The following is a 24,010-nucleotide window of genomic DNA, read 5'->3' as shown; positions in this document are numbered from 1 at the left end:
GAAGAGACGCGGCCCTGCCCAGAAGTCTTCCTTCGGCTCCTGGGCAGGGCGCAACAGCTTGAGTGATGACCGAACTTCCTACCCAGAATGACCTGGGCGAGGTTCAGAGGGTCTGCGGCCCGATTGCCGCACTCTCAGCGCTGTGGCGCTCCCCTGCCGGAATATGAAGATGTACGTACGGGTGTACGCGCTCAGATTACCGCTCGGTGGCCGCGAGCTGACCGCAGGCCCCGTCGATCTCCTGACCACGGGTGTCCCGGATCGTCACCGGCACACCATGGGCGGCGATGGCCTCGACGAACGCCTTCTCGTCCTCGGGCCGGGAGGCGGTCCACTTCGACCCCGGCGTCGGGTTCAGCGGAATCAGGTTCACATGCACCGGCTTGCCCTTGAGCAGCCGCCCGAGCCGGTCACCACGCCAGGCCTGGTCGTTGATGTCCCGGATGAGGGCGTACTCGATCGACAGCCGCCGCCCGCTCTTCTCGACGTACTCGAACCCGGCGTCGAGGACCTCCCGCACCTTCCACCGCGTATTGACGGGCACAAGGGTGTCACGCAGCTCGTCGTCGGGCGCGTGCAGCGAGATCGCGAGCCGGCACTTGAAGCCCTCGTCGGCGAACCGGTGGATGGCCGGGACGAGCCCGACGGTCGAGACGGTGATCCCGCGCTGGGACAGCCCCAGCCCATCGGGCTCGGAATCGGTGAGCCGCCGAATCGCCCCCACGACCCGGTTGTAGTTGGCGAGCGGCTCGCCCATCCCCATGAAGACGATGTTGGACAGCCGAGCAGGCCCCCCAGGAACCTCCCCGTCCCGCAGCGCCCGCATCCCGTCCACGATCTGATGCACGATCTCGGCGGTCGACAGATTCCGATCGAGCCCCGCCTGCCCGGTGGCACAGAACGGACAGTTCATCCCGCATCCGGCCTGTGAACTGATGCACATCGTCACCCGGTCCGGATACCGCATCAACACCGACTCGACGAGCGTCCCGTCGAACAGCCGCCACAACGTCTTGCGCGTGTCACCCTGGTCCGTCGACAGATGCCGTACGACGGTCATCAGCTCGGGAAACAGCTCCTCCCGCAGCTTGTCCCGCGAACCGGCCGGGATGTCGGTCCACTGCTCCGGGTCATGCGCGTACCGCGCGAAGTAGTGCTGCGAAAGCTGCTTGGCGCGAAACGGCTTCTCCCCGATCGCGGCGACAGCGTCCTTACGCTCACCGGGCGTGAGATCGGCAAGATGCCGCGGCGGCTTCTTGGCTCCGCGCGGGGCGACGAAAGTGAGTTCTCCGGGCTTAGGCATGGCTGTACCAGTGTCGCAGATCAACTGGCGACGGGATTCGTAGGTCCACAGACCGGATCCGTAGGGACCGACGTGATCTCCGACGCGTCGAAGGGCGAGCGGCTCGACGCGACAGACGTCCGCGGCGGCGGAGCTGAGGGACGTCCGCCTGTCGTCGGCGGCGCGGTACGGCTAGTCGGTCGTGCGCTCCAGCCTGTCCTTGAGGAGTTGCTCGTCGCGCGGGAGTTCCTTGCGGACCTGCGGGCGGACGACAAGGGGCACCAGGACCTTGCCGAGGCCGTGCCCTTCGAAGTCGATGTCGATCGTCACGCGGGAGCGGCGACCGTCGTCGAGCGGCTCGATCTCACCGTGGGTACGGGGCCTGACGGGGCCGTCGACCCCGTGCAGATCCCAACTGCGCGGAGGGTCGAGCTCGTCGAACTGCACGGTCATCGGAACCTCGCGGCTGCCGATGCGCCGGGTGACCCGGACCCGGGAGCCGGTGTGGATCGGCCCTTCGTCGAGGGGTTCGGCCGAGACGGCGCTCAGCTGCCACTCGGGCAGATGGGACGGCTCGGTGATATACGCGTAGACCTCGCCAGGCGGCCGGTCGACGTCGATGGTTTCTCGGATGATGGCCATGACGACCCCCTTTGCGGTGCCGTGAGGGCTTACACCGGAATCGTCCCACACATCAAGAAGCCCCCGCTCTGTAAGAACGGAGGCTCCCGGACGTTTGACCGACCCGTCAGCCCGATCCCACGAAAAGCACCATGAGCAGCCAGACGACAGGCGCCGTGGGCAGCAGCGAGTCCAGCCGGTCCATGATCCCTCCATGACCCGGCAGCAGCGTGCCCATGTCCTTGATGCCGAGGTCCCGCTTGATCATCGACTCGCCGAGGTCGCCGAGCGTGGCGCTGGCCGCGACCGCGAGGCCCAGCAGCAGGCCCTGCCACCAGGTGCCGTCGTCGATCAGGAACTGCATGCACAGCGCGCCCGCCACCATCGCGAAGCTCACCGCGCCGAGCAGGCCCTCGCGGGTCTTGCCGGGGCTGATGCGCGGGGCGAGCTTGTGCTTGCCGAAGCGCCAGCCGACGGCGTACGCGCCGGTGTCGCTGACGACCGTCAGGAGCAGGAAGGTCAGGACGCGCCACGCCCCGTCCTCGGCGGTCAGCATCATCGCCACGAACGTCGCCAGGAACGGCACGTAGAACGCCGCGAACACGCCCGCGGTGACGTCCTTGAGGTAGCCCTCCGGCGGTTCCGTCATCCGCCAGACCAGTACGGCCAGCGCGGTCAGCGCCATCGACACCCAGGCGCCCTCGGCACCCCGGACGTAGCCGGCGATCACCATGGCCGCACCGCCGAGCGCGAGCGGGACGAGGGGCGCCTTGATGCCCTTGCGCTCCTCGAGCCGCCTGGTCAGCTCCCACAGGCCCACGACGACGGCGACCGCGACCACACCGACGAACACGGCCTTGACAACGAACAGCGAAGCGACGATCACCACACCGAGCGCGACGCCGACTCCTATGGCCGCACCCAGGTCGCGCCCCGCGCTCTTCTTCTGCGGCTGGGGCGCCGGCTGCGGGGCGTCGGGCATGGGCTCCGGATTCTGCTGCGCCGCCTCGGAGGGCCGCGCCTGCGGCGTGTCGTACGGCCGCGCGTGCGGCGGCTGTTCGCGGAACAAGGGGCCGCTCAGCCGAGCGGCCCCCCGGTCGTCATCCTGGTCTCCGCCATACGCGGGTCCGTCGGGCACGATGGGCATGGGGCGAGTCTGCTGCGCCTCAGGCGCATCGTACGCGGGACCCGCCGGGGCAGCCCCCTGGACAGGTCCACGTGCGGCGGCCCCCCAGTAACCGGTTTGCCCGGCTTGCCCGGCTTGTGGCGGTGCCCCCCAGGAAGAGTCGTTCATCAGACCTCGAGCAGCTCCGCTTCCTTGTGCTTGAGGAGCTCGTCCACCTGCGCGACGTACTTGTGCGTGGTGTCCTCGAGCTCCTTCTCCGCACGGCGGCCCTCGTCCTCGCCGATGTCGCCGTCCTTGATCGCCTTGTCGATGGCCTCCTTGGCCTTGCGGCGGACGGAGCGGATGGACACGCGCGCGTCCTCGGCCTTGCCCTTGGCGACCTTGATGTAGTCGCGGCGGCGCTCCTCGGTGAGCTCGGGGAACACCACTCGGATGATGTTGCCGTCGTTGCTCGGGTTGACGCCGAGGTCGGAGTCACGGATCGCCTGCTCGATGTTGCGCAGCGCGCTCTTGTCGAACGGGGTCACGACGGCCATGCGCGGCTCCGGCACGGAGAACGAAGCCAGCTGGTTGATCGGCGTCGGCGCACCGTAGTAGTCGGCCACGATCTTGTTGAACATCGCCGGGTGCGCACGGCCGGTGCGGATCGCGGCGAAGTCCTCCTTGGCGACCACGACGGCCTTCTCCATCTTCTCCTCGGCCTCGAGGAGGGTCTCTTCGATCACCACTTGCTCCTGCGTGTCTTGAGTAAAGGCCCGGCTGCGGTTCCTGGGTGGGGGCGGCGGCCGGCTGCGTCGCGTCTTCTTCCTGCACGGTTCCCGACCGGCAGGACATTGTCCATCCCCCGGTCAGGGTCCGCCCCGTCCGTCCCTCGGACGGGTTCGTTGTCGGAGTTGTCGGAGCGTCAGCCCCGACCGCCCTGCTCACCCACAAGCGTGCCGATCTTCTCACCCTTGACGGCGCGCGCGATATTGCCCTCCGCCAGGAGCTCGAAGACGAGGATCGGAAGCTTGTTGTCGCGGCACAACGTGACCGCCGTGGCATCGGCGACCTTGAGGTCGCGGGTGATGACCTCGCCGTAGCCGAGGGAGTCGAACTTGACCGCGTCGGGGTTGGTCTTCGGGTCGGAGTCGTAGACCCCGTCCACCCCGTTCTTGCCCATGAGCAGCGCCTCGGCGTCGATCTCCAGGGCGCGCTGCGCGGCGGTGGTGTCGGTGGAGAAGTACGGCATGCCCATACCGGCGCCGAAGATGACCACGCGGCCCTTCTCCAGGTGCCGTACGGCACGCAACGGGATGTACGGCTCGGCGACCTGCCCCATGGTGATGGCGGTCTGGACCCGGCTGTCGATGCCCTCCTTCTCCAGGAAGTCCTGGAGGGCGAGGCAGTTCATCACGGTGCCGAGCATGCCCATGTAGTCCGAGCGGGCCCGGTCCATGCCGCGCTGCTGGAGTTCGGCGCCGCGGAAGAAGTTGCCGCCGCCGATGACGACCGCGACCTGCGAGCCGTCGCGCACGACGGCCGCGATCTCGCGGGCGATCTTGTGCACCACGTCCGGGTCGACGCCGAGGCCCCCGCCACCGGAGAAGGCCTCTCCGGACAGCTTCAGCAGAAACCGGCCGCGTACTTTGCCGTCGTCGCTCTTCTGGGCCTTGGTGGTCATCGAGATCCCGCCTTTGTTACGTGGTGCACATACGAAGAAGGCCATTGCCGGTTGGGGCGTGTTTCGCATCCCATGCGCGGCAATGGCCTCCTCGTCAGATCTGCTGTCGTCCGTCACCGCACACGCGTGCGTGGTGACGGAGTCCGCCAACGACTGCCCTCGACCCTATAGGGACCGGGCACCGATCGCGGCACGGACTCAGATGCCGACCTTGATACGCGAGAAGCGCTTCAGGGTGACACCGGCCTCGTCCAGGATCTTCTGGACGGACTTCTTGTTGTCGAGCGCGTACGGCTGACCGAGGAGCGTGGCGTCCTTGAAGAAGCCGTTGAGGCGACCCTCGACGATCTTCGGCAGGGCAGCCTCGGGCTTGCCCTCGGCGCGGGTGGTCTCCTCGGCGACGCGACGCTCGGACTCGACGACCTCGGCCGGCACGTCCTCCTTGGAGAGGTACTTCGGCGCGAAGGCGGCGATGTGCTGGGCGACGCCCTTGGCGACCTCGGCGTTCGGCTTGTCCAGCTCGACGAGGACACCGATCTGCGGGGGCAGGTCGGGCATCGTGCGGTGCATGTACGCGATCACGAAGCCGTCGGCGAACTGCGCGAAGCGGTCCAGGACGATCTTCTCGCCGAGGTTGGCGTTGGCCTCGTCGACGAACGCCTGGACGGTCTTGCCGGCCTCGATCTCGGAGGCGAGCAGCGCCTCGATGTCGGCCGGGGAGGTCTTCGCGACGTGCTCGGCGATGGCGTTGGCCACGGCCTGGAACTTCTCGCCCTTGGCGACGAAGTCCGTCTCGCACTTCAGCTCGACGAGGACACCGGAGGAGTTGTCGTCGGCGATGATCGAGACCACGGCGCCGTTCTCGGCGGAGCGGCCCTCGCGCTTGGCGACGCCCTTCTGGCCCTTGATACGGAGCGCTTCGACAGCCTTCTCGACGTTGCCCTCGGCCTCGTCCAGCGCCTTCTTGCAGTCCATCATGCCGGCGCCGGTGAGCTCACGGAGCTTCTTGACGTCAGCGGCGGTGTAGTTCGCCATGAGTCTGTGAATCTTTCTCGAAGTCTGGAAGATCGAAGATCTACGGGGTCTGCGGCTCCCATGGAGTAGCCGGTGCCGCCGACCTTCCGTCGACCTACGGGTGAACGGCGGGAGCGGATTTCATGCCGCTCCCGCCGTCAACGCTGACGGTGTCAGGCCTGCTCGCCCTCGGCGGCCGGAGCCTCGGTGGCCGGAGCCTCCGCAGCGGGAGCCTCGGTGGCCGGAGCCTCCGCAGCGGGGGCCTCAGCAGCCGGGGCCTCGGCGGCGGCCGGGGCCTCGTCGGCCTTCTTCTCACCCTCGAGCAGGTCGCGCTCCCACTCGGCGAGCGGCTCGCCCGCGGCCTTCTCACCCTTGTCACCGGTGGCGACGCGCGAGCGGCTGATGAGGCCCTCGGCGACGGCGTCGGCGATCACACGGGTGAGCAGGGTGACGGAGCGGATCGCGTCGTCGTTGCCCGGGATCTTGTAGTCGACCTCGTCGGGGTCACAGTTGGTGTCGAGGATGGCGACGACCGGGATGTTGAGCTTCCGGGCCTCGCCGACCGCGATGTGCTCCTTCTTGGTGTCCACGATCCAGACGGCGCTGGGCACCTTCTGCATCTCGCGGATACCACCGAGGGTCTTCTCCAGCTTGGCCTTCTCGCGCGAGAGCACGAGAAGCTCCTTCTTGGTCAGACCGGAAGCGGCGACGTCCTCGAAGTCGATCTGCTCGAGCTCCTTGAGGCGCTGCAGACGCTTGTAGACGGTCGAGAAGTTGGTGAGCATGCCGCCCAGCCAACGCTGGTTGACGTAGGGCATGCCGACGCGGGTGGCCTGCTCGGCGATGGCCTCCTGCGCCTGCTTCTTCGTGCCGACGAACATGACCGTGCCGCCGTGGGCGACGGTCTCCTTGACGAACTCGTAGGCGCGGTCGATGTACGACAGCGACTGGAGCAGGTCGATGATGTAGATGCCGTTGCGCTCCGTGAAGATGAAGCGCTTCATCTTCGGGTTCCAACGACGGGTCTGGTGACCGAAGTGGACGCCGCTTTCCAGCAGCTCCCGCATCGTGACGACGGCCATGGCCGCACTCCTTGAATGTTCTCGGTTGTGCCGCGGATGCCGGATGGCTCCCGCGCCTGACGCCCACATGCGCCGTGCCACGAAGGACCGAGGGGCGCTGATACGGACCGTCTCCGGTGGCCATATCGGGGCGTGCGAAGTCGACCCGGTGACCCGGATCGCCAGAAGAAGTGTACGGGACCCGCGAGGCCCCGGGTGACGCCGATGTCCACAACCGGGGAGTTGTCCACAGATCCCGGCCATGATCGGCGGGGGTGCGGGACGGTTGCGCCATGCGAGAGAAGCGAAGGCCGGGGGTGGCGAGGACATGCGGACGGCTGGTGTTGCTGCTGCTCCTGACGGCGACCGCCCTGCTGGCACCGGTCCCCCGACTGACCCCGACCGCCCTGACCGTGCCCCCTGCCGCACCCGACCCGCCGGTGCCGGCCGTCGGCCGGGCTTGGCCCGTGGGCTCACACCCGCCGATCCTCCGCGGCTGGGAACCCCCGACGACACCGTACGGTCCCGGCCACCGCGGCGTGGATCTGACGGCTCCTGCCGGGGCGCCCGTACGAGCGGTGGCGGCCGGACGGGTGTCGTTCGCGGGCCGCGTCGCGGGAAAGGGCGTCGTGTCGGTGGAGCTGACGGGCGCGGGAGATCCACCATTGCGGGTGACCTACGAGCCGGTGCGGGCGACGGTGGAGGAGGGCGACGAGGTGAGGGCGGGAGAGCCCGTGGGATCGGTGGAGCCGAGGGGCTCACACTGCACGACGACCTGCATCCACTGGGGCCTGCGGAAGGGCGACACCTACCTGGACCCGTTGTCACTGCTCCCCCCGTGGCTACTCCACAGGGGGCCATCGAGGCTGCTGCCGGTACTGGGGGTGCCGCTGCCGCCGTAGCCGAGATGGTCGGCCCCGAGTGGCGATCAGCTCCAGCGGCAGGCAGCCTGGGCGCCTTCCCATCCAGGGGCAGCGCCCCCGCTCCGCCCCGCGACCGCGGACAGCCGCACCGCCGCCCCACCCAGCCGGCGACCCCACCCGGCTGCGGGCAGTCGTACCGCTGGGGCGGCACCCGTCCCAAAGAGAGCGGCACCCCGTGAGCGCCGGGCAGCACGACATCTCGGCCTCGATCCCAACGCCGGCCGGCCAGCAGCTCCGGGCAGCACAACGCCCCAGCCTCAACCCACGCACCGCGCACCGGGCGCCCGCCGGCGCGGGCGGCACTACCACCCGCCCCAGCCTCGCAGGGCTCAGCCCCGAACGCCCCGCAACGCCATGGAGACAGCCGCATCCGTAATCGCCGAAGGCTCCTCCGCCGCCCCCAGCTCAATCCGTCGCACGGCCGCGTCGACCACGCCCTGCAACAGCATCGCCGCCAGCCGAGGCTCCGCGTGCCCCATCTCCCGTAGCGCCTCGACGATCATCGCGACCAGACCGCCGTGCGCCGCCCGGATCTTCTCCCGGGCCCCCGCGTCCAGCTCACTCGCCGAGATCGCCACGACGGCACGGTGCCGCCGGTCCCCGACCAGGGCCAGCTGCCGGCGCACATACGCCTCGACCTTGCCCTCGGCCGTGGCCTCCCGCTCCATCGCCGCCGAGACCTCCGCGGCCCACACGGGAAAGTCGGCCTCGCACAGCTCCTCGACCACGGCGGCCCGGGAACGGAAGTACTCGTACACGGACGACCGCGCGAGGCCCGTCCGCTCGGCGAGGGCCGGGAAGGTCAGCGCCTCCGTCCCGCCCTCGGACAACAGGGAACGAGCCGCGTCCAGCAAGGCGGCTCGCTGCATCGACCGGTGCTCGGCCACGGAGGCCGCTCGAATCCTTGGCACGTCAACCACTGTACGGACGCACCCCCTTCGACGGGAGTCTCTCCGGGCAACCCCACACGTGTCCCGCCAGGTCAACGACCGAAGCCGGCCAGCTTCGCCCGCAGCTGGAGCACGGACTTGGTGTGGATCTGACTGACCCGGCTCTCGGTCACACCCAGCACGTTCCCGATCTCGGCGAGCGTCAGCCCCTCGTAGTAGTACAGGGTCACCACGGTCTTCTCCCGCTCGGGCAACGTGTTGATCGCCCGTGCCAGAAACCGCCGCAGCTCCCGGTCCTCGGCCACCTCCACGGGGTTGTCCGCGGCGGTGTCCTCCAGCGTGTCCATGACGCTCAGCCCGTCACCGCCGTCGCCCCCGCCGTGCAGCAACTCCTCCAGGGCCACCACGTTGGCCAGCGACAACTGGCTGAACACCGCGTGGAGTTCGTCGACCGCGATGCCCATCTCGACGGCCACCTCCGCCTCGGTCGGCGTCCGCCGCAGCCGGGCCTCCAGCGTCGCGTACGCCCGCTCCACGTTCCGGGCCTTCTGCCGCACCGACCGGGGGATCCAGTCCAGCGCCCTGAGCTCGTCGATCATCGCGCCCCGGATCCGCGTGATCGCGTACGTCTCGAACTTGATCTCCCGGTCGATGTCGAACTTCTCGATCGCGTCGATGAGCCCGAAGACCCCGGAGGAGACGAAGTCGGCCTGTTCCACATTGGGTGGCAGACCGACGCTCACCCGGCCCGCCACGTACTTGACGAGCGGCGAGTAGTGCAGGATCAGCTGCTCGCGCAGCCGCTCGTCCCCCGTCGCCTTGTACGACCGCCACAGCTCGTCGAGCGTCGAGGGAGCGGGCGGCCGCACGCTGCCACCGTCACGGGCGGCTGGGGGGGTGGCCGCCCGGTCGGACCCGGAGGTGTGCTGGGGCATTCGTTGCCTTGTGCCGTTCTGCCGTGAAGTGGGGGTTCCTGGGGGAGCTGTCGGTCTGATGTCGCGCTGGTGCCGTTCTGGGGACCTTCCGGTGTCGAGGTGCCGGTCTGAGTCGGAATTCACGTGAGCGTAGCGTGACTGAAGTGTCGCGGTGCGCGAAGGGCGGAGCGCCAGCCGTACGCAGATACGTTCCGCTGGACGCCCCGCCAGGGCATAACGGTCGCTCTACGTGATCATCGGAACACCCCAACTGGGGGAATTCACAAGGGCGTCCGTGTTCCCCCGTACGGCCGAACACGCTCGGTCAACGTCCACTCCGACCGGCCCGAACGGAGATCATCGCCTGGCGTGTCAACTTCCAGCCGTCGCTGTGTCGTTCGACGTAACCAAGTGAGCGGAGTTCGTACAGTCTCGCGACCGCGTCGTCCTCGGTGGTCTGCGCACCGCGCGCCACCTCGTCCGCTCCGGCCGCGCGACGGCCCGGCAGCGCGGCCAGGACTCTGCGCGCCCCCGGCTCCAGCAGATCGCGCGGCAGGACGGGCCCGCGTCGTTCGGGCGCGAGTTCTCCCATGTCGCCCACGAGCTCGACGACCTCGGCGGCGTCGGTGACTAGCACGGCATCACCGCGCAGGAGTTCGTGCACGCCCGCGGAGAGGCCGCTGGTGGCCGGACCGGGAACCCCTATCGTGTGACGTCCCAGCCGCTGTGCGGCCCGGGCGGTGACCAGTGAGCCGCTGCGATGGGCGGCCTCCACGACCACCGTGCCCCGGGTCAGGGCCGCGATCACCCGGTTCCGGACGATGAACCTGCTGGGTGTCGGATGGTCCCCCGGCGGCAGTTCCCCGATCACCAGTCCCTGTTCGGCGATCCTGTTGATCAACTGGGTGTGCCCGCGCGGATAGGGCCGGTCGACCCCGCAGGCGAGCACGGCGACGGTCGCTCCCCCGGCGCCGAGGGAACCCCGGTGCGCGGCGCCGTCGACGCCGTAGGCACCGCCGGACACGACCACCCAGCCCCGTTCGGCGAGCCCGCCGGACAGCGTGGCTGCCATGTGCGCGCCGTACTCGGTGCAGGCCCGGGCCCCGACGACGGCCACGGACCGCAACGCCCACATGCGCAGGCTGGCCGGACCCCGCACCCACAACCCGATCGGACGGGCATCGCCCAGATCGTCGAGCTGACCCGGCCACTCGACGTCCCCCGGACGGAGAAACCGCACTCCCGCTTCCCGGGCGACGGCGAGATCCCGACCGGGGTCGGCCCGCTGCCCCCGCGCCCGCAGCCCGTCCCACCGCTTGTAGCTCACCCCCGGCAGGGGTTGCGTCCCCTCCCGCAACCGCCGCACCACTTCCCCCACGCCGTACTCCCGCACCCACCGCCCGGCGACCTCGTCGCCGGGCTCGACGACCCGGCTGAGAAGGACCCGGCCGAGCAGTTCGTCGTCCGGAGTCCCGCTCCCCGTCATGTCAGTGCCCCAATGGCCATGGGCACACCGCGCGGGACGCCGGTGCGCAGTTGGAGTGCGAGGGCGACGTCCGTCGCGTCGGGCCGGTCGTGGCCGACGAGGTCGGCGACGGTCCAGGCGACGCGCAGGACGCGGTCGAGCCCGCGGGCGGTCAGCACACCGCGCTCCAGGTTCCGTTCCGCCTCGTCCATGGCGCCGATCGCGGCGTACCAGCGGCTGCGCAGTTCCCGTCCGGGGATCTCGCTGTTGGTCCGCCAGGGCGTACCGGCGAGCCGGGCCGACGCGCGCTCACGGGCCGCGCGCACCCGGTCGGCGACCCTCGCGGTGGACTCGCCCCGGGCGCCGCGCTCGGTCAGCTGGGCGCGGGTGACCCGGTCCACCTCGACGCGGAGGTCGACCCGGTCGAGCAGGGGTCCGGACAGCCGGGCCTGATAGCGGCGGATCGCCGAGGGCGGGCAGTCACACATCTCGTCCGTCCGGGAGAAGCGGCCGCACGGGCACGGGTTCGCGGCCAGCACCATCAGGAACTTCGCCGGGAAGCGCACGACGCCCGCGCTGCGCGCGATGACGACATGCCCGGCCTCCAGGGGCTGCCGCAGGGCGTCGAGGGCCTGGCTGCTGAACTCGGGCGTCTCGTCCAAAAAGAGGACGCCGCGGTGGGACAGGGACACCGCACCGGGCCGCGCGATGCCCTGGCCGCCGCCGACGAGCGCCTGCATCGTCGCGGAGTGGTGCGGGGCGCAGTAGGGGGCGACGTCGATCAGGGGCTTGCCCGGGGGCAGCAGTCCCGCCACCGAGTGCACCGCCGTGACCTCCAGTGACTCCTCCCTGGCGAGCCGGGGGAGGATGGCCGGCAGTCGCTCCGCGAGCATCGTCTTGCCGGCGCCGGGCGGCCCCTCCAGGAACAGATGGTGCCCGCCGGCCGCGGCGACCTCCACGGCCGTACGCGCCGACATCTGGCCCACCACGTCGGCCAGGTCGTGCCCGTGGTCGGGCTGGGCGGCGCCCATGCTGTGGATTCCCGTGGCCGCGCCCGTCCCGGGCACGCGCAGACCCGCGAGCAGCGGATCGGGGCGGTTTTGGTCGTCGGGTTCCTCGTCGGGTACGGGTTCGTCCGCGAGGACGGCGATGAGCTGGCGCAGGCTGCGCACGCCCAGGACGGAGACGCCCGGCACCAGCGAGGCCTCGGCCGCGGCGCACTCCGGCACGACGACCTGCACATAGCCGGCGTCCGCCGCCGCCAGCACCGCGGGCAGGATGCCCCGTACGGGACGCACGCGTCCGTCCAGGCCCAGCTCACCGATCATCACGATGTCGGCGAGAACCTTCGGGTCGATCCGCTCGGAGGCGCCGAGGACGGCGCACGCGACGGCCAGGTCGAAGCCGCTGCCCGCCTTGGGCACCGATGCCGGGCTGAGCCCGACGGTGAGCTTCTTCTGCGGCCACTCGCCGCCCGAGTTGACGACGGCCGCCCGCACCCGGTCCCGGCTCTCCGTCAGGCTCTTGTCCGGCAGCCCCACCAGCGTGAAAGCCGCGACCCCCGGCTCCAGGTCCGCCTGGACCTCGACCACGACCCCCTCGACGCCCACCAGGGCCACCGAACACGTCCGCGCGAACCCCATGTCAGGCCACCCCCCGCGCGTGCTCGACCACCGGGGCGCCGCGGTCGGGCAGGACGATGCCGACCAGGTCGATGCGGACGCCTCCGGGTGGGGCTCCGCCGTGCGCGTGGATCCAGTGTTCCGCGAGGCCCCTCAGGCGCTGCGCCTTCTCGGGTGTGACCGCGGCCATCGGATGCTCGTAGCCGCTGGTCCTGCGGGTCTTCACCTCGCACACGACCAGCACGTCGCCGTCCTTGGCGACGATGTCGATCTCTCCGGTCCTGCCACAGCGCCAGTTGCGCTCCAGAACCGTCATCCCGGCCTCGGTCAGCCGCCGCGCGGCCAGATCCTCGCCGTACCTGCCGAGTGCACTGCGTGCGTTCATGTCGGCACCACCTCCGGCGCCAACGATGAGGGCAGCTCAGCGAGCTATTGGATCTTGGTGGACAAGTCCGCGTCTGTGGATAACTTGCTCACCCCTGCGAGTGAACGTCACCGGGCGTCATCCACCGGGAAGCTCGAGATCGCTCTTGTTCAGCTCCTCGATATTCACGTCCTTGAACGTGAGCACGCGGACCTGCTTCACGAACCGCGCCGGCCGGTACATGTCCCACACCCAGGCGTCCGCCATGGACACCTCGAAGAACACCTCACCCTGGACCGAGTGCACCTGCATCTCGTAGTCGTTGGTCAGGTAGAAGCGGCGCTCGGTCTCGATCACATACTTGAACAGACCGACGACATCGCGGTACTCCCGATAGAGCTTGAGCTCCATCTCGGTCTCGTACTTTTCGAGGTCCTCGGCGCTCATGGCATGTTCCCCTTCAGCCGTGCGATCCCACCATTGTGCGCCAGTCCCGTCAGCACCTAGACAATTTCGGGGTCAAGGGTGACGGACCGGGCGGGGGGACCTTCGTCGAGCAGTGTGCGCAGAAGCTCGGCGAGTCTGGTCGGATACACCGTCTCATGTGCCTGGGCAAGTTCCTCACACGTCCACCAGCGTGCTCCGGCGACGCTGCGCCGCTCCAGTTCGGTGAGCGCCAAGGCCCGGGTCTCGGTCTGTGCCGTACGGGCCAGGTAGTACCACTCGTCCTGGTCCCAGCGGCGCCCCGCGAACGGGAAGGAGCACCTGCGACGCCACAGCACGGGGCCGAGTTCGACCTCCGTGATGCCGGTCTCCTCGGCCAGTTCCCGCAGCGCGGCCTGCGCACGGCTCTCGTCGCCCTCGACGCCGCCGCCCGGGGTGAACCACCAGTCGTCGGCGGGGTCCTCCGGCTCATGGCCGTGCAGCAGCAGAATGCGGTCCTGCGGGTCCAGGAGGACGACTCGGGCGACCTTGCGCAGCCCACCGACGTACGAGTCGCCGTAAGGGTTCGTGCTCATGTCCGTCGGCTCAGCGGCCACTCGCGGCCTCCGCGCCCGGCCGGGCCCGCTTGCTCCGCCGGTTCGCGATCGGACCGTACGCACCGCCGCCGAGGACGAGCACCCCGCCGACGACGATCAGCGCGACCATCGTCCGCAGCGGCCCGGGCGACGACAGCGCGCCGAGCTGTTCGAAGCCCGTGGGACGCTCCAGCATGCCGTCCATGGGCCAGACGACAGCGTCCACCCGGGCCGACACCGCGCTGCGCGCGACAGTGCCGCGGGCGGCGTCCGCGAGGTGGGCCGTGGAGTCCAGGGAGCCGCTGCGTTCGTCACCGAGCAGGAAGAGCCTGCCCTTGGGCACCGTCACCGTCGGGAAGTTCTGGAGTTCGGCCAGGCCGTCCTTGGCCAGATACGGCTCGTCGATCTGCTTGCCGTTGACGGTCAGCTTGCCGTCCGTGCAGCAGGCGACCGTGTCGCCGCCGATCGCGACCACGCGCTTGACGACGGGTGCGTTGCTCACCCAGGTCTTGTCGGTGAAGACGACGACGTCGCCCCGGGCTATCTCGCCGCCGTCGACGCGCTGGGCCAGCACGCGGTCGCCCGCACCGATCGTCGGCGCCATCGAACTGGTGGGCACGGTGTACGGCCGGTAGATCACCGCTCCCCAGACGAACCCGCCCAGGAACAGCACCAGGCCCAGCGCCACGGCCAGCCCGGACAACCGCTGCCCGGTCCGGCTGCCCGCCGGGCCCCTGCTCGCGCCGCCACTACGCGGCGCCGTACGTGTCGCGCTCTCGCCACCCATGGGTCCGCACCCTACCCGGCGGTACCGACACCGGGCAGCCCCTCCCGAGACCTCCTGGGTCACAGGCTCGGCAAAGGTTTTCCAAGCTCCCGGCACCGGGCGGGGGCGGCACGGTCCGCGCCACCTCACCGAAGGTGCTCAGCCCGTCAGCGGGTCTCGGCCACCTTGATCCGGCGCCGACGCCACAGCACCAGCGGCACCGCGCCGGCCAGGGCGAGACCTTGCGGCGCGACCGTCAGGGCGACGGACCGGGCGCTCAGGTTCTGCTCGAAGGTGTCCGGAACCGGCAGGTTGTCCCAGCGGTTGATCGGCCAGGCGATCACGATGGCGCGGCCGACGACCTCGTCGACGGGGACCATGCCGTGGTTCTTGTCGGCCTGGTTGTAGCGGGAGTCACGGGAGTTCTGCCGATGGTCGCCCATGACCCAGATGAAGCCCTCGGGCACCTTCACCTTGAACTGGCCGCCCTGGTCGTCCTGGCTGCACGGCGTGTTGCCGGGGTAGACGTAGGACGCCTCGCTCAGTGCCTTGCCGTTGACCTTCAGCGGGCCGGTGCCCTCGCACTCGATCGTGTCGCCGCCGACGCCGATGACGCGCTTGATGAGGTCCTTCTCCTCCGCCGACGGCATCAGGCCGATCCAGCTGAGGAAGGTTTGCAGGGCGTTCGGGTCGGGAGTGGGCTCACCGGCCAGCCAGCTGTCGGGGTCGTGGAAGACGACGACCTCGCCGCGCTCGGGTTCGGAGCCGAACCAGGGGGTGAGCTTGTCCACCAGGACGCGGTCACCCTGCTGGAGGGTGTTCTGCATCGAGTCGGACGGAATCGAGAACGCCTGCACCAGGAACGTCTTGATCAGCAGCGCGAGGACGAGCGCGATGCCGATGAGAATGGGCAGCTCCTTCCAGAAGGAGCGCTGCTTCTTCGGCTTGGGGACTGCTCCCGACCCTTCACCGTCGGTCGGGGGCTGCCCGCCCGACCCTCCTTCGTCGCCGTCCCCTCCGGAGTCATTCCCGGAGGTCACGGCGCCGTCCGCGGCCGGGTCGGCTGCGCCCACGGGACGTCCGCGGTGCTCCTCGCCGTCGTGCCCGGACCGTGCGCCAACCGCCACATCCCCCACGCCAACTCCTTACTCTGTGCCGCTGCCTGCCCCATGCGCGGCGCAGGCCCACCACTCCCATAACGAGCGGGAGTTCCGCAGGGGTCGGGAGTTGGATCGTTCCGTTCGAATCGTCGGAAGCAACCCTATGCGACAGCGGGTCGGAGGCGGTCGACCCGGTCGCCGAGTCGGACACGGACGCGTAGGTATTCGGCTCGTCCAGGGTGCTCCAGTGGCCGAAGGGCCAGGCGATCCACATGGCGCGGCCGACCACCTCGCCCTCGGAGACCGTACCGCCGTAGTCCTGGTCCTGGTGCGCCCGGGAGTCCGCGGAGTTGGCCCTGTGGTCGCCCATCACCCAGAGCCGGCCCTGCGGGACGGTGATGTCGAACTGCGCGTTGGAGGGGGCGTTGCCGGGATACAGGTAGTCCTCGTTCAGGGGAACGCCGTTGACGGTGACCCGGCCCTGCGTGTCACAGCACTTGACGCGGTCACCGCCGACGCCGACGACGCGCTTGATGAGGTCCTTCTCGTCGTCGGACGGCAGCAGGCCGATGAAGGTGAGTGCCTCCTTGACCTGCTTGATGACGACGGGGTCCTCCTTCTTCACCGTCGTCTGCTCGTCCTGGAGCCAGCCGCCGGGGTCCTTGAAGACGACGACGTCCCCGCGCTGCGGCTTGGAGCCGAACCAGGGGGTGAGCTTGTCGACCAGGACGCGGTCGCCGATCTGGATCGTCTGCTCCATGGAGCCGGACGGGATCACGAAGGCCTGGACGAGGAAGGTCTTCAGGACGAGCGCTATGAGCACGGCGACACCGACGAGGAGAGGTATCTCCTTCATCGCGGAGCGCCTGCGGCGCCGCTTGACCTTGCGCTGGAGCTTGCGCCGCTCCGCGCGGGTACGACCGCCGGCAGGGCTGGCGGCACGCCGGGAACCGGTGGGCAGCAGGTTGTCGGCGGCACTGCTGGGTACGCCACGCGGCTTGCCACGATTACCCATGCGTGCCCTCCGCTGCGGCTGCGGGCACGCGCGCGTAGGCGTCCGGACGGTGCAGTCGGGTCCAGTGGGCGGTCGGCCACACGATCCAGTCGGCGCGGCCGATGACGTCGTCGACCGGGACCATCCCGCCGCCGGGCGAGCCCAGATGGTCGCGGGAGTCGCTCGAGGCGCTGCGGTGGTCGCCGAGGACGAACAGCCTGCCGTCGGGCACGACGACGTCGAAGCGCACCGTGGACGGGCCGTCTCCGGGGAACAGGAACGTCGACTCGTCGACCGACCGGCCGTTCACCTGGATCCTCCCCTCCTTGTCACAGCAGACCACGTGGTCTCCCCCCACACCCACAACCCGTTTGATGTAGTCGGCATCCCCGAAATACCCAGTTCCATCGAACACGACAACATCACCGCGCCGCGGTTCGGCACCGAAACGGTACGCCAACTTATTTACGAGAACGCGGTCGCCGATCCTCAATCCGGACTCCATGGATCCGCTGGGAATCTCGAACGGCCGCAGCACGAACGTGTTCAGCAGCAGCAGAAAGGCCAGGAAGACCAGGAGGGTCAGGCTGATCCGCCCGCCCGGGAGCCACTCGGTGATCCGCGACACCAACGCGAAACGCGACCGTCCCTCCTGTCCCTCTGTGTCCGAGATCGCCTCGGAGTCGGAAGGGCAGGAGGAGCGGTCGCGCTCCGTCGGCTGTGCTTCGGTGTCCATCGGGGCCAGATGCTATCCGGCCCCGCTTTGGACCCCGTGGGGGCGAGCCCCCGAAAGCGCTCAGTTCTCGCGCTTCTCCTTGATCTTCGCCGCCTTGCCGCGCAGGTCGCGCAGGTAGTACAGCTTGGCGCGGCGGACGTCACCCTTGGTGACGACCTCGATCTTCTCGACGATCGGGGTGTGCACCGGGAAGGTGCGCTCGACGCCGACGGAGAACGAGACCTTGCGGACCGTGAAGGTCTCGCGGACACCGGCGCCCTGGCGACGGATCACAACGCCCTTGAACTGCTGCACACGGGAGCGGTTGCCCTCGATGACGCGGACGTGGACGTTGACCGTGTCGCCCGGGCGGAAGGCCGGGACGTCGCTGCGCACCGATGCGGCGTCGACGGAGTCGAGCAGGTGAGACATTTCGTCTGCTTTCTTCGCCCATGCCACAGGTCATAGGCGGGAGCTAGTGTTTCGTGAGGATGCTGTCCGTGTCGGGGCGGGCGTCGTGTCCCCCTGTGGCAGGGGCGCACGCCGGACGACGCACAACAGCGGCCTATTCTTCCACGCCCTCTGTCCTGCGCCAAAATCGACCGAACGGCTCCCCCTCCGGGTCGGGCATCCAGCCCAGGATGGAGAGCATCTCGCGGTCCTTCTTGTCGAAGACCTTGGGGTCGCAGTGCTCGATCAGGTCGGGCCGGTTGGCCGTCGTCCGCCGTAGCGCCTCGTCCCTGCGCCAGCGGGCGATCTTGCCGTGATGGCCGCTGAGCAGCACGTCGGGGATGTCCCGGCCGCGCCACTCGGGCGGCTTGGTGTAGACGGGGCCTTCCAGGAGGCTCGCCATCGCGCCGGGCGCGAAGGAGTCGTCCCGGTGGGACTCGGCGTTCCCCAGGACACCGGGCAGCAGCCGTGCCACGGCCTCCGTGATGACCAGTACGGCCGCCTCGCCGCCCGCGAGGACGTAGTCGCCGATGGACACCTCATGGACGGGCATCCGCGTCGCGTACTCGTCGATGACCCGGCGGTCGATGCCCTCGTAGCGGGCCGGCGTGAAGATCAGCCAGGGCTGCTCGGAGAGCTCGACGGCGAGTTCCTGGGTGAAGGGGCGGCCGCTGGGCGTGGGGACGATCAGGGAGGGCGCGCCGGAGCCCGTCTCGTAGCCGTCCGCCAGCACGGAGTCCAGTGCGTCACCCCACGGGTCGGTCTTCATGACCATGCCGGGGCCGCCGCCGTACGGCGTGTCGTCGACCGTGTTGTGGCGGTCGTACGTCCAGCCGCGCAGGTCGTGCACATGGACGTTCAGCTGCCCACGCGCGCGTGCCTTGCCGACCAGGGAGACGTTCAGGGGCTCCAGGTACTCGGGGAAGATCGTGACGACGTCGAGCCGCATCAGCCCTCGGCCTCCGCGTCGCGCGAGGACGCGACCTCCGCGCGGTCGTCGATCAGGCCCGGCGGCGGGGTGATGACCGCGCGCTGCTCCTCCAGGTCGATCTCGGTGACGATCTCCGAGACGAAGGGGATCATCACCTCGCTCCCGTCGGGCCGCTCGACGATGAAGAGGTCCTGGGAGGGCAGGTGCGAGATCTCGGTGACACGACCGACCTCGACCCCGTCCGCGGTCACCACGTCGAGGTCCATGAGCTGGTGGTCGTAGTACTCGTCCTCTTCCTCGGGCAGCTCGTCCGGGTCGATCTCTGCGATGAGGAGGGTGTTGCGCAGCGCCTCGGCGCCGGTGCGGTCCTTGACCCCCTCGAAGCGCAGGAGGAGACGGCCGCTGTGGACCCGGCCGGTCTCGATGGTGAGCGGCCCGGTGGCGGCCGGTTCGGTGGCCAGGACGGCACCGGGGGCGAGCCGCAGTTCGGGCTCGTCGGTACGCACCTCGACGGTGACCTCGCCCTTGATGCCGTGGGCGCGGCCGATCCGTGCGACTACCAGCTGCACGAGTTCACATCTCCTGTCGTACGACTACGGGCCGGGGACGGCCCAGTGGCCCTCCCCGGCCCGAGCCGGTGCTGCGTTCGGCGTCAGCGGACGTGGTCCACGTCGACGAGGTCGACACGGACACCGCGGCCGCCGATGGCGCCCACGACGGTGCGCAGAGCGCGTGCGGTGCGGCCGTTACGGCCGATCACCTTGCCGAGGTCGTCGGGGTGGACCCGGACCTCCAGCACGCGTCCGCGGCGCAGGTTGCGCGAGGCGACCTGCACATCGTCCGGGTTGTCGACGATGCCCTTCACGAGGTGCTCGAGAGCCTCCTCGAGCATGCTCAGGCCTCGGTCGACTCGGACTCGGCCGCGGCCTCGTCCTTCTTGTCAGCCTTCTTCTTCTGGGTGATCGCCTCACCCTTGCCCTCGTCGTCGCCACCGAGGGCCTCGAACGACGGGCGCGCCTTCTTCGGCTCGGCAACGAGCAGGGGCGCCGGGGCGGGCTCGCCCTTGAACTTCTGCCAGTCGCCGGTCTTCTTCAGGATGGCGAGCACGGGCTCGGTCGGCTGCGCGCCGACACCCAGCCAGTACGCGACACGGTCCGCGTCGACCTCGATGACCGACGGGTTGTACGTCGGGTGGTACTTGCCGATCTCCTCGATCGCACGACCGTCACGACGGGTACGGGAGTCGGCGACGACGATGCGGTAGTGAGGCGAACGGATCTTGCCCAGACGCTTCAGCTTGATCTTGACTGCCACGGGAGTGGGTTCTCCTGGATTTGACGTGGTTGGGCACGGCGAGAATGCCGCGTGGGGTTGCGGTACCCGAGTGCCCGATGGACGCGTCAGCCGGAGGCGAGAGGGTTCCTGTGCGGCTGTCGAGTACAGCTAGCCATTGTGCCATACCCTGCGGGTCGCCCTGAGCCGAGGGGCGGCAGTGTGTCTGGGCATGCCTGAAAGGCGCCCGGGTCGGGGGTGCCCTTGAGGTGGGTCGCGCAGCCCGGCGCTACGGGGTGCCGCCTGCGCCCACCCGTGCCGCCCCAGCGGCACGACTGCCCGCAGGCTGCGCGGGTGACAGCGGCACCCCGGCGCCACGCGCAGGCAATGCGCCGCGCGTTCCGGCGCGCCGTACGATCCGACCGGCAGCCACGAGATGCCGGTGCTGGACGCCTCGCGTGGCTACGCCGCTCCGACCACCTCGGGAATCCGGAACGGCTTCCCACAGCCGCCGCACACGATCGGCGCCTGCGCCAGCACGGACGGGACGACCCGGACGTTACGGCCGCAGTCGCAGACCGCCTTGACGCGGACGCCGCCACCGGAGGAGCCGTGGCGGGCGGCCGGGCCCCGGAAGGTCCTGCTGGTGTCGGCGGAGGTCGCCGCGATGTGGGCCTTCAGGGCGCGCTGGAGGCGTTCGATGGTCGGGCGGTAGCGGCGCTTGGCCTCGGGGTTGAGCGTGACCAGGGAGAAACCGCTGCTCGGGTGCGGTTCCTCGGGGTGGTCCAGGCCCAGCTCCTCGGCGATGGCGAGGAATCTGCGGTTGTGGTAGCGGCCGGCCCGGGAGGTGTCGCGGACGCCGCGCGCGGCGGCGATGCCATGGACTGCCTCATGAAGCAGTCGCTCGAAGGAGAGCTCGTGACCGCAGGCGGACGACGACTCCCCGATCAGGGACTCTGGCGCGGCGAGATCCGGCAGCTCGGGGTGGTACCGCTGAATGTCGGCCCACGCCTCTGCCAGCTCTGCGGCGAGAACAGGTGGTGTCTGTGTCGTGCTCACGTAATGACAACGAGCCGGAGTGCCGCTGTGTTCCGATTCCGGGCCATCCCAAATAATTTGCACGTACCCGTCAGTTGCGAATGATGCGCCACGACGAGGGCGGGTGCGCCGATCTGCGGAGAAGCCTCACAGCTCATGCCCAACCGGTGCGTAGTCTGACGTACGCGCCGGCGCGTACGCCCCGTCCACGCGCCGGTGCGACTGTGGTTCGCGGATGCGCAAGAGGCGATTCGGTCGCTCTCGTTCCCCACGGGCGTCGGCTCAGTAAGCGCGCGCCACGACCGCGACGTTACCGGGCGTGTCGTCGGCGTCCGGCACCGACCCGTCCTCGGCGACCAGACACCGTACGGTCACCGCGTGCTCGGCCAGCCTGGCCTCGCCTTCTTCGCCGAGCGTCGCCCACGGGACGCGCGCCCAGCCGCCGGCGACGGCCGCTTCGACGGCCTCGTCGATCGTCGTCACGTCGGTGGTGCGGGACTCACGACGGGCGCGGGACTGGGTCAGCAGCAGCGCCTGGTCCTCTTCGAGGACCGTGGGGAGCAGTCGTACGAGGGACTCGACAGGTACCGGTTCCTTGCCGCCCGGGATGCGGCGGGCCAGCATCGCGGTGCCGTTCTCCAGGTCACGGGGGCCGACCTCGATGCGGACGGGCACGCCCTTGAGCTCCCAGTCGACCGCGCGGCGGCCGAAAGGGGTGTCGGTGCGGTCGTCGACATGGACGCGGACACCGGCCGCCTGAAGCTGATCACCGATCTCGCGGACCTTGGCCAGAACCGCTTCGTCGCCCTTGATCGCGAGGACGACGGCCTGGATCCGCGCGAGGCGCGGCGGGACCCTGAGGCCGTTGTCGTCGCCGTGCATCATCACGAGGGCGCCGATCATGCGGGTGGTCGAGCCCCAGGAGGTCTGCCAGACCAGTTCCTGGGTGCCGTCCTTCGACAGGTACGAGGTGTTGAAGGCCTTGGCGAAGTTCTGGCCCAGCTCATGGCTGGTGGCCATCTGGAGAGCCTTGCCGTCGCCCATCATCCCTTCGAGCGTGAGGGTGTTGACAGCTCCGGCGAAGCGCTCCTTGACGGTCTTGCGGCCGGGGACGACGTCCATGGCGAGGACGTTCACCATGAAGTCCTCGTAAACCTCGCGGTGGATGTGCGCGGCGAAGTCGCGGGCGTCCTCGTAGGTGGCGTGCGCCGTGTGGCCCTCCTGCCACAGGAACTCCGTCGTACGGAGGAAGAGGCGCGGCCTGAGTTCCCAACGGACCACGTTCGCCCACTGGTTGATCAGCAGCGGCAGGTCGCGGTAGCTCTGCACCCACTTCGAGAAGTAGTCGTTGATGATCATCTCGGAGGTGGGGCGGACCACCGCCGGCTCCTCGAGCTCCTTGCCGCCGCCGTGCGTGACGACCGCGAGTTCCGGCGCGAAGCCCTCGACGTGGTCCGCCTCGCGGGTGAGATACGACTGCGGGATCAGGAGCGGGAAGTACGCGTTCTGCGTGCCCGTCTCCTTGATCCGGGCGTCCATCTCGGCCTGCATCCGCTCCCACAGCCCGTACCCGTACGGCCGGATGACCATCGTGCCGCGCACCGGACCGTTGTCGGCCAGCTCCGCCTTGGTGATCAGATCCTGGTACCAGCGCGGGAAGTCGTCCGCCCGCGGCGTCAGAACGGGTGCCTTTGCCATGGCGCGATGGTACGGGCCCACGTTGCCGGAATGTGAATTTTGGCCACGGACACAGGGAAGCCTCAAGCAGGGCTCCGCGACCCCTGGACGCGACGTCGGGTGCGGAGTTTCCTGGCATACGTGGGGATGTGAGCGCATGTCACGGGGGCCACGGAATCGGACACAGAGGCAACTCTCTGCGGATTGGGGCGCTTTAGATGACACCTACGCTCGTGCGGCAGCACCTGCCTCACGCGGGCGCGGCAGCCCGTGTGGACCTGTGTGCACGCGCGCGTGACTGGTCCGAGATCCAGGAGCGGATGCTGGTTCCGCTCTACGAGGCCGTCTACGAGCGAGTGGAAGTGGGCCCGGGGACCCGGCTGCTGGGACTCGGCTGCGGCAGCGGGCTCGCCCTGCTGATGGCGGCGTCCAGAGGCGCGGCGGTCACCGGGGTCGAGTCCTCCTCCCCCGAACGACTGGCCCTGGCCCGGCGGCGGCTGACGCCACAGGGGTGGGACACACGCACGCGTGCCGACACGCGGCTCGTCGACGGCTCGCCCGGTGACACGGCCGGCTCCGAGGCGCCCGCGTACACGCTGGTGACCGCGTTCGAGCCCATCGGGTGCCTCGCGGGTGACTCGGACGGGCTCGGCGAGGCGCTCGCGGCCGCGACACCGCTCGCCGAGCGGGGGGCGCCCGTGGTGCTGGCCGGCTGGGGTCCGCCGGAGCGGTGCGCCACGTCGTCCGTGCTGCGGGTCGCCACGAAGCTGGCCGATCCCCTGCGCAGTACGGGCAGTTGGCGTCCCGCCCTGCGCGACGACCTGGAGGAGGTCGCCCAGCGCGCGGGGCTCAGGCCCGACGGCTCGGGGCGGGTGGCGTGCCCGTTCGGGTACGCGGACGTGGACAGTGCCGTACGGGGGCTGCTGTCGACGGGGTTGTTCGACGCGGCGATCACGGCGACCGATCAGGCCCAGGTCGACAAGGAGGTGGCGGAGGCCCTGCATCCGCACCTGCGACCGGACGGGACGGTGTGGATGCCCAACGTGTTCCGGTACCTGATCGCCCGGGTGCCCTGAGCCAGGGGGACGGCCGACAGGGCCGAG

General features: G+C 69.7%; 27 protein-coding genes and 1 riboswitch. Of the genes, 2 read left to right on the top strand and 25 right to left on the bottom strand.

The annotated features are described in order from the left end of the window. Positions 1 to 57: 57 nt before the first annotated feature. Positions 58 to 165, bottom strand: a riboswitch (TPP riboswitch). Positions 166 to 196: 31 nt separating this feature from the next. From rlmN to rpsB, 7 genes are all read right to left on the bottom strand, one after another. Then, positions 197 to 1,303, bottom strand: coding sequence for a 23S rRNA (adenine(2503)-C(2))-methyltransferase RlmN (rlmN, locus tag KUM44_RS42650; RefSeq protein WP_217215129.1), 1,107 nt, complete (start codon positions 1,301 to 1,303; stop codon positions 197 to 199). Between the two features lie 171 nt (positions 1,304 to 1,474). Further along, entirely contained in the window at positions 1,475 to 1,924 is a 450-nt protein-coding gene (locus KUM44_RS42645) for an SRPBCC family protein (RefSeq protein WP_217215128.1), read from the bottom strand. A 106-nt stretch (positions 1,925 to 2,030) separates the two neighbouring features. Continuing rightward, positions 2,031 to 3,197: a phosphatidate cytidylyltransferase gene (locus KUM44_RS42640; protein ID WP_217215127.1), complete on the bottom strand. Its 1,167-nt coding sequence runs from the start codon at positions 3,195 to 3,197 to the stop codon at positions 2,031 to 2,033. Beyond that, positions 3,197 to 3,754 carry a ribosome recycling factor gene (gene frr / locus KUM44_RS42635; RefSeq protein ID WP_217215126.1) on the bottom strand — a complete coding sequence of 186 codons (558 nt, stop codon included), beginning with the start codon at positions 3,752 to 3,754 and terminating at the stop codon, positions 3,197 to 3,199. The genes KUM44_RS42640 and frr overlap by 1 nt, the downstream gene beginning before the upstream one ends. Positions 3,755 to 3,933: 179 nt before the next feature. Next, on the bottom strand, positions 3,934 to 4,692 hold the full coding sequence (pyrH, locus tag KUM44_RS42630; RefSeq protein WP_217215125.1) for a UMP kinase: 759 nt from the start codon (positions 4,690 to 4,692) through the stop codon (positions 3,934 to 3,936). 198 nt (positions 4,693 to 4,890) lie between these two features. Then, on the bottom strand, positions 4,891 to 5,727 hold the full coding sequence (gene tsf, locus KUM44_RS42625; RefSeq protein ID WP_217215124.1) for a translation elongation factor Ts: 837 nt from the start codon (positions 5,725 to 5,727) through the stop codon (positions 4,891 to 4,893). Positions 5,728 to 5,879: 152 nt separating this feature from the next. Next, entirely contained in the window at positions 5,880 to 6,788 is a 909-nt protein-coding gene (rpsB, locus tag KUM44_RS42620; protein WP_217215123.1) for a 30S ribosomal protein S2, read from the bottom strand. A gap of 272 nt (positions 6,789 to 7,060) precedes the next feature. Here rpsB and KUM44_RS42615 point away from each other — a divergent pair, with 272 nt between their 5' ends. Next, positions 7,061 to 7,669, top strand: a complete 609-nt coding sequence (locus tag KUM44_RS42615; RefSeq protein ID WP_217215122.1) for a murein hydrolase activator EnvC — start codon at positions 7,061 to 7,063, stop codon at positions 7,667 to 7,669. Positions 7,670 to 8,019: 350 nt separating this feature from the next. Here KUM44_RS42615 and KUM44_RS42610 read toward each other — a convergent pair whose 3' ends face one another. The 18 genes from KUM44_RS42610 to proS all read right to left on the bottom strand — a co-directional run bounded on the left by KUM44_RS42610 (position 8,020) and on the right by proS (position 22,928). Continuing rightward, positions 8,020 to 8,577 carry a TetR/AcrR family transcriptional regulator gene (locus KUM44_RS42610; protein WP_217215173.1) on the bottom strand — a complete coding sequence of 186 codons (558 nt, stop codon included), beginning with the start codon at positions 8,575 to 8,577 and terminating at the stop codon, positions 8,020 to 8,022. Positions 8,578 to 8,672: 95 nt separating this feature from the next. After that, a complete protein-coding gene (gene whiG / locus KUM44_RS42605) occupies positions 8,673 to 9,515 on the bottom strand; it encodes an RNA polymerase sigma factor WhiG (RefSeq protein ID WP_217215121.1) in 843 nt (280 codons plus the stop codon). Positions 9,516 to 9,819: 304 nt separating this feature from the next. Then, on the bottom strand, positions 9,820 to 10,980 hold the full coding sequence (gene dprA / locus KUM44_RS42600) for a DNA-processing protein DprA (RefSeq protein WP_217215120.1): 1,161 nt from the start codon (positions 10,978 to 10,980) through the stop codon (positions 9,820 to 9,822). Next, positions 10,977 to 12,602, bottom strand: a complete 1,626-nt coding sequence (locus KUM44_RS42595; protein WP_217215119.1) for a YifB family Mg chelatase-like AAA ATPase — start codon at positions 12,600 to 12,602, stop codon at positions 10,977 to 10,979. Before KUM44_RS42595 ends, dprA begins: the two co-directional genes overlap by 4 nt. 1 nt (position 12,603) lies before the next feature. Then, positions 12,604 to 12,966, bottom strand: a complete 363-nt coding sequence (locus KUM44_RS42590; RefSeq protein WP_217215118.1) for a YraN family protein — start codon at positions 12,964 to 12,966, stop codon at positions 12,604 to 12,606. 117 nt (positions 12,967 to 13,083) lie between these two features. Continuing rightward, positions 13,084 to 13,392, bottom strand: coding sequence for a DUF2469 domain-containing protein (locus KUM44_RS42585; protein ID WP_003965949.1), 309 nt, complete (start codon positions 13,390 to 13,392; stop codon positions 13,084 to 13,086). Between the two features lie 56 nt (positions 13,393 to 13,448). After that, positions 13,449 to 13,964, bottom strand: a complete 516-nt coding sequence (locus tag KUM44_RS42580; protein WP_217215117.1) for an NUDIX hydrolase — start codon at positions 13,962 to 13,964, stop codon at positions 13,449 to 13,451. Positions 13,965 to 13,974: 10 nt separating this feature from the next. Beyond that, entirely contained in the window at positions 13,975 to 14,751 is a 777-nt protein-coding gene (gene lepB, locus KUM44_RS42575; protein ID WP_217215116.1) for a signal peptidase I, read from the bottom strand. Positions 14,752 to 14,897: 146 nt separating this feature from the next. Continuing rightward, the gene (gene lepB / locus KUM44_RS42570) at positions 14,898 to 15,866 is read right to left on the bottom strand and encodes a signal peptidase I (protein WP_217215115.1); all 969 of its coding nucleotides are present in this window, start codon (positions 15,864 to 15,866) and stop codon (positions 14,898 to 14,900) included. After that, a complete protein-coding gene (gene lepB / locus KUM44_RS42565) occupies positions 15,754 to 16,845 on the bottom strand; it encodes a signal peptidase I (RefSeq protein ID WP_217215114.1) in 1,092 nt (363 codons plus the stop codon). The genes lepB (KUM44_RS42570) and lepB (KUM44_RS42565) overlap by 113 nt, the downstream gene beginning before the upstream one ends. Next, complete coding sequence (gene lepB, locus KUM44_RS42560) at positions 16,838 to 17,560, bottom strand: signal peptidase I (RefSeq protein WP_217215113.1); 723 nt, start codon at positions 17,558 to 17,560, stop codon at positions 16,838 to 16,840. The genes lepB (KUM44_RS42565) and lepB (KUM44_RS42560) overlap by 8 nt, the downstream gene beginning before the upstream one ends. Before the next feature lie 60 nt (positions 17,561 to 17,620). Further along, complete coding sequence (rplS, locus tag KUM44_RS42555; protein WP_217215112.1) at positions 17,621 to 17,971, bottom strand: 50S ribosomal protein L19; 351 nt, start codon at positions 17,969 to 17,971, stop codon at positions 17,621 to 17,623. Between the two features lie 133 nt (positions 17,972 to 18,104). Next, complete coding sequence (trmD, locus tag KUM44_RS42550; protein ID WP_217215111.1) at positions 18,105 to 18,938, bottom strand: tRNA (guanosine(37)-N1)-methyltransferase TrmD; 834 nt, start codon at positions 18,936 to 18,938, stop codon at positions 18,105 to 18,107. After that, entirely contained in the window at positions 18,938 to 19,489 is a 552-nt protein-coding gene (rimM, locus tag KUM44_RS42545) for a ribosome maturation factor RimM (RefSeq protein WP_217215110.1), read from the bottom strand. The genes trmD and rimM overlap by 1 nt, the downstream gene beginning before the upstream one ends. Positions 19,490 to 19,572: 83 nt before the next feature. Next, positions 19,573 to 19,812, bottom strand: coding sequence for an RNA-binding protein (locus KUM44_RS42540; protein ID WP_003973401.1), 240 nt, complete (start codon positions 19,810 to 19,812; stop codon positions 19,573 to 19,575). Between the two features lie 2 nt (positions 19,813 to 19,814). Next, positions 19,815 to 20,234 (bottom strand): 30S ribosomal protein S16, encoded by a 420-nt coding sequence (gene rpsP, locus KUM44_RS42535; protein WP_062709179.1) that lies wholly within the window; start codon positions 20,232 to 20,234, stop codon positions 19,815 to 19,817. Positions 20,235 to 20,654: 420 nt separating this feature from the next. Next, positions 20,655 to 21,251: a hypothetical protein gene (locus tag KUM44_RS42530; RefSeq protein WP_217215109.1), complete on the bottom strand. Its 597-nt coding sequence runs from the start codon at positions 21,249 to 21,251 to the stop codon at positions 20,655 to 20,657. Positions 21,252 to 21,512: 261 nt separating this feature from the next. After that, positions 21,513 to 22,928, bottom strand: coding sequence for a proline--tRNA ligase (gene proS / locus KUM44_RS42525; protein ID WP_217215108.1), 1,416 nt, complete (start codon positions 22,926 to 22,928; stop codon positions 21,513 to 21,515). Between the two features lie 197 nt (positions 22,929 to 23,125). Between proS and KUM44_RS42520 the strand changes: the two genes are divergently transcribed. Further along, on the top strand, positions 23,126 to 23,983 hold the full coding sequence (locus tag KUM44_RS42520) for a class I SAM-dependent methyltransferase (RefSeq protein WP_217215107.1): 858 nt from the start codon (positions 23,126 to 23,128) through the stop codon (positions 23,981 to 23,983). Positions 23,984 to 24,010 lie beyond the last annotated feature (27 nt).

The sequence above is a fragment of the Streptomyces sp. AC550_RSS872 genome, assembly GCF_019049285.1.
Taxonomy (GTDB): Bacteria; Actinomycetota; Actinomycetes; order Streptomycetales; family Streptomycetaceae; genus Streptomyces.
This window is presented reverse-complemented; position numbering and strand designations above follow the sequence as displayed.

What these genes read in the sequence shown, in the direction of transcription:
- rlmN (WP_217215129.1), bottom strand. Translation starts at nt 1,303, where the DNA reads ATGCCTAAGCCCGGAGAACTCACTTTCGTCGCCCCGCGCGGAGCCAAG.
- KUM44_RS42645 (WP_217215128.1), bottom strand. Translation starts at nt 1,924, where the DNA reads ATGGCCATCATCCGAGAAACCATCGACGTCGACCGGCCGCCTGGCGAG.
- KUM44_RS42640 (WP_217215127.1), bottom strand. Translation starts at nt 3,197, where the DNA reads ATGAACGACTCTTCCTGGGGGGCACCGCCACAAGCCGGGCAAGCCGGG.
- pyrH (WP_217215125.1), bottom strand. Translation starts at nt 4,692, where the DNA reads ATGACCACCAAGGCCCAGAAGAGCGACGACGGCAAAGTACGCGGCCGG.
- tsf (WP_217215124.1), bottom strand. Translation starts at nt 5,727, where the DNA reads ATGGCGAACTACACCGCCGCTGACGTCAAGAAGCTCCGTGAGCTCACC.
- rpsB (WP_217215123.1), bottom strand. Translation starts at nt 6,788, where the DNA reads ATGGCCGTCGTCACGATGCGGGAGCTGCTGGAAAGCGGCGTCCACTTC.
- KUM44_RS42615 (WP_217215122.1), top strand. Translation starts at nt 7,061, where the DNA reads ATGCGAGAGAAGCGAAGGCCGGGGGTGGCGAGGACATGCGGACGGCTG.
- whiG (WP_217215121.1), bottom strand. Translation starts at nt 9,515, where the DNA reads ATGCCCCAGCACACCTCCGGGTCCGACCGGGCGGCCACCCCCCCAGCC.
- dprA (WP_217215120.1), bottom strand. Translation starts at nt 10,980, where the DNA reads ATGACGGGGAGCGGGACTCCGGACGACGAACTGCTCGGCCGGGTCCTT.
- KUM44_RS42595 (WP_217215119.1), bottom strand. Translation starts at nt 12,602, where the DNA reads ATGGGGTTCGCGCGGACGTGTTCGGTGGCCCTGGTGGGCGTCGAGGGG.
- KUM44_RS42590 (WP_217215118.1), bottom strand. Translation starts at nt 12,966, where the DNA reads ATGAACGCACGCAGTGCACTCGGCAGGTACGGCGAGGATCTGGCCGCG.
- KUM44_RS42585 (WP_003965949.1), bottom strand. Translation starts at nt 13,392, where the DNA reads ATGAGCGCCGAGGACCTCGAAAAGTACGAGACCGAGATGGAGCTCAAG.
- KUM44_RS42580 (WP_217215117.1), bottom strand. Translation starts at nt 13,964, where the DNA reads ATGAGCACGAACCCTTACGGCGACTCGTACGTCGGTGGGCTGCGCAAG.
- lepB (WP_217215116.1), bottom strand. Translation starts at nt 14,751, where the DNA reads ATGGGTGGCGAGAGCGCGACACGTACGGCGCCGCGTAGTGGCGGCGCG.
- lepB (WP_217215114.1), bottom strand. Translation starts at nt 16,845, where the DNA reads ATGGGTAATCGTGGCAAGCCGCGTGGCGTACCCAGCAGTGCCGCCGAC.
- lepB (WP_217215113.1), bottom strand. Translation starts at nt 17,560, where the DNA reads ATGGACACCGAAGCACAGCCGACGGAGCGCGACCGCTCCTCCTGCCCT.
- rplS (WP_217215112.1), bottom strand. Translation starts at nt 17,971, where the DNA reads ATGTCTCACCTGCTCGACTCCGTCGACGCCGCATCGGTGCGCAGCGAC.
- trmD (WP_217215111.1), bottom strand. Translation starts at nt 18,938, where the DNA reads ATGCGGCTCGACGTCGTCACGATCTTCCCCGAGTACCTGGAGCCCCTG.
- KUM44_RS42540 (WP_003973401.1), bottom strand. Translation starts at nt 19,812, where the DNA reads ATGCTCGAGGAGGCTCTCGAGCACCTCGTGAAGGGCATCGTCGACAAC.
- proS (WP_217215108.1), bottom strand. Translation starts at nt 22,928, where the DNA reads ATGGCAAAGGCACCCGTTCTGACGCCGCGGGCGGACGACTTCCCGCGC.
- KUM44_RS42520 (WP_217215107.1), top strand. Translation starts at nt 23,126, where the DNA reads ATGACACCTACGCTCGTGCGGCAGCACCTGCCTCACGCGGGCGCGGCA.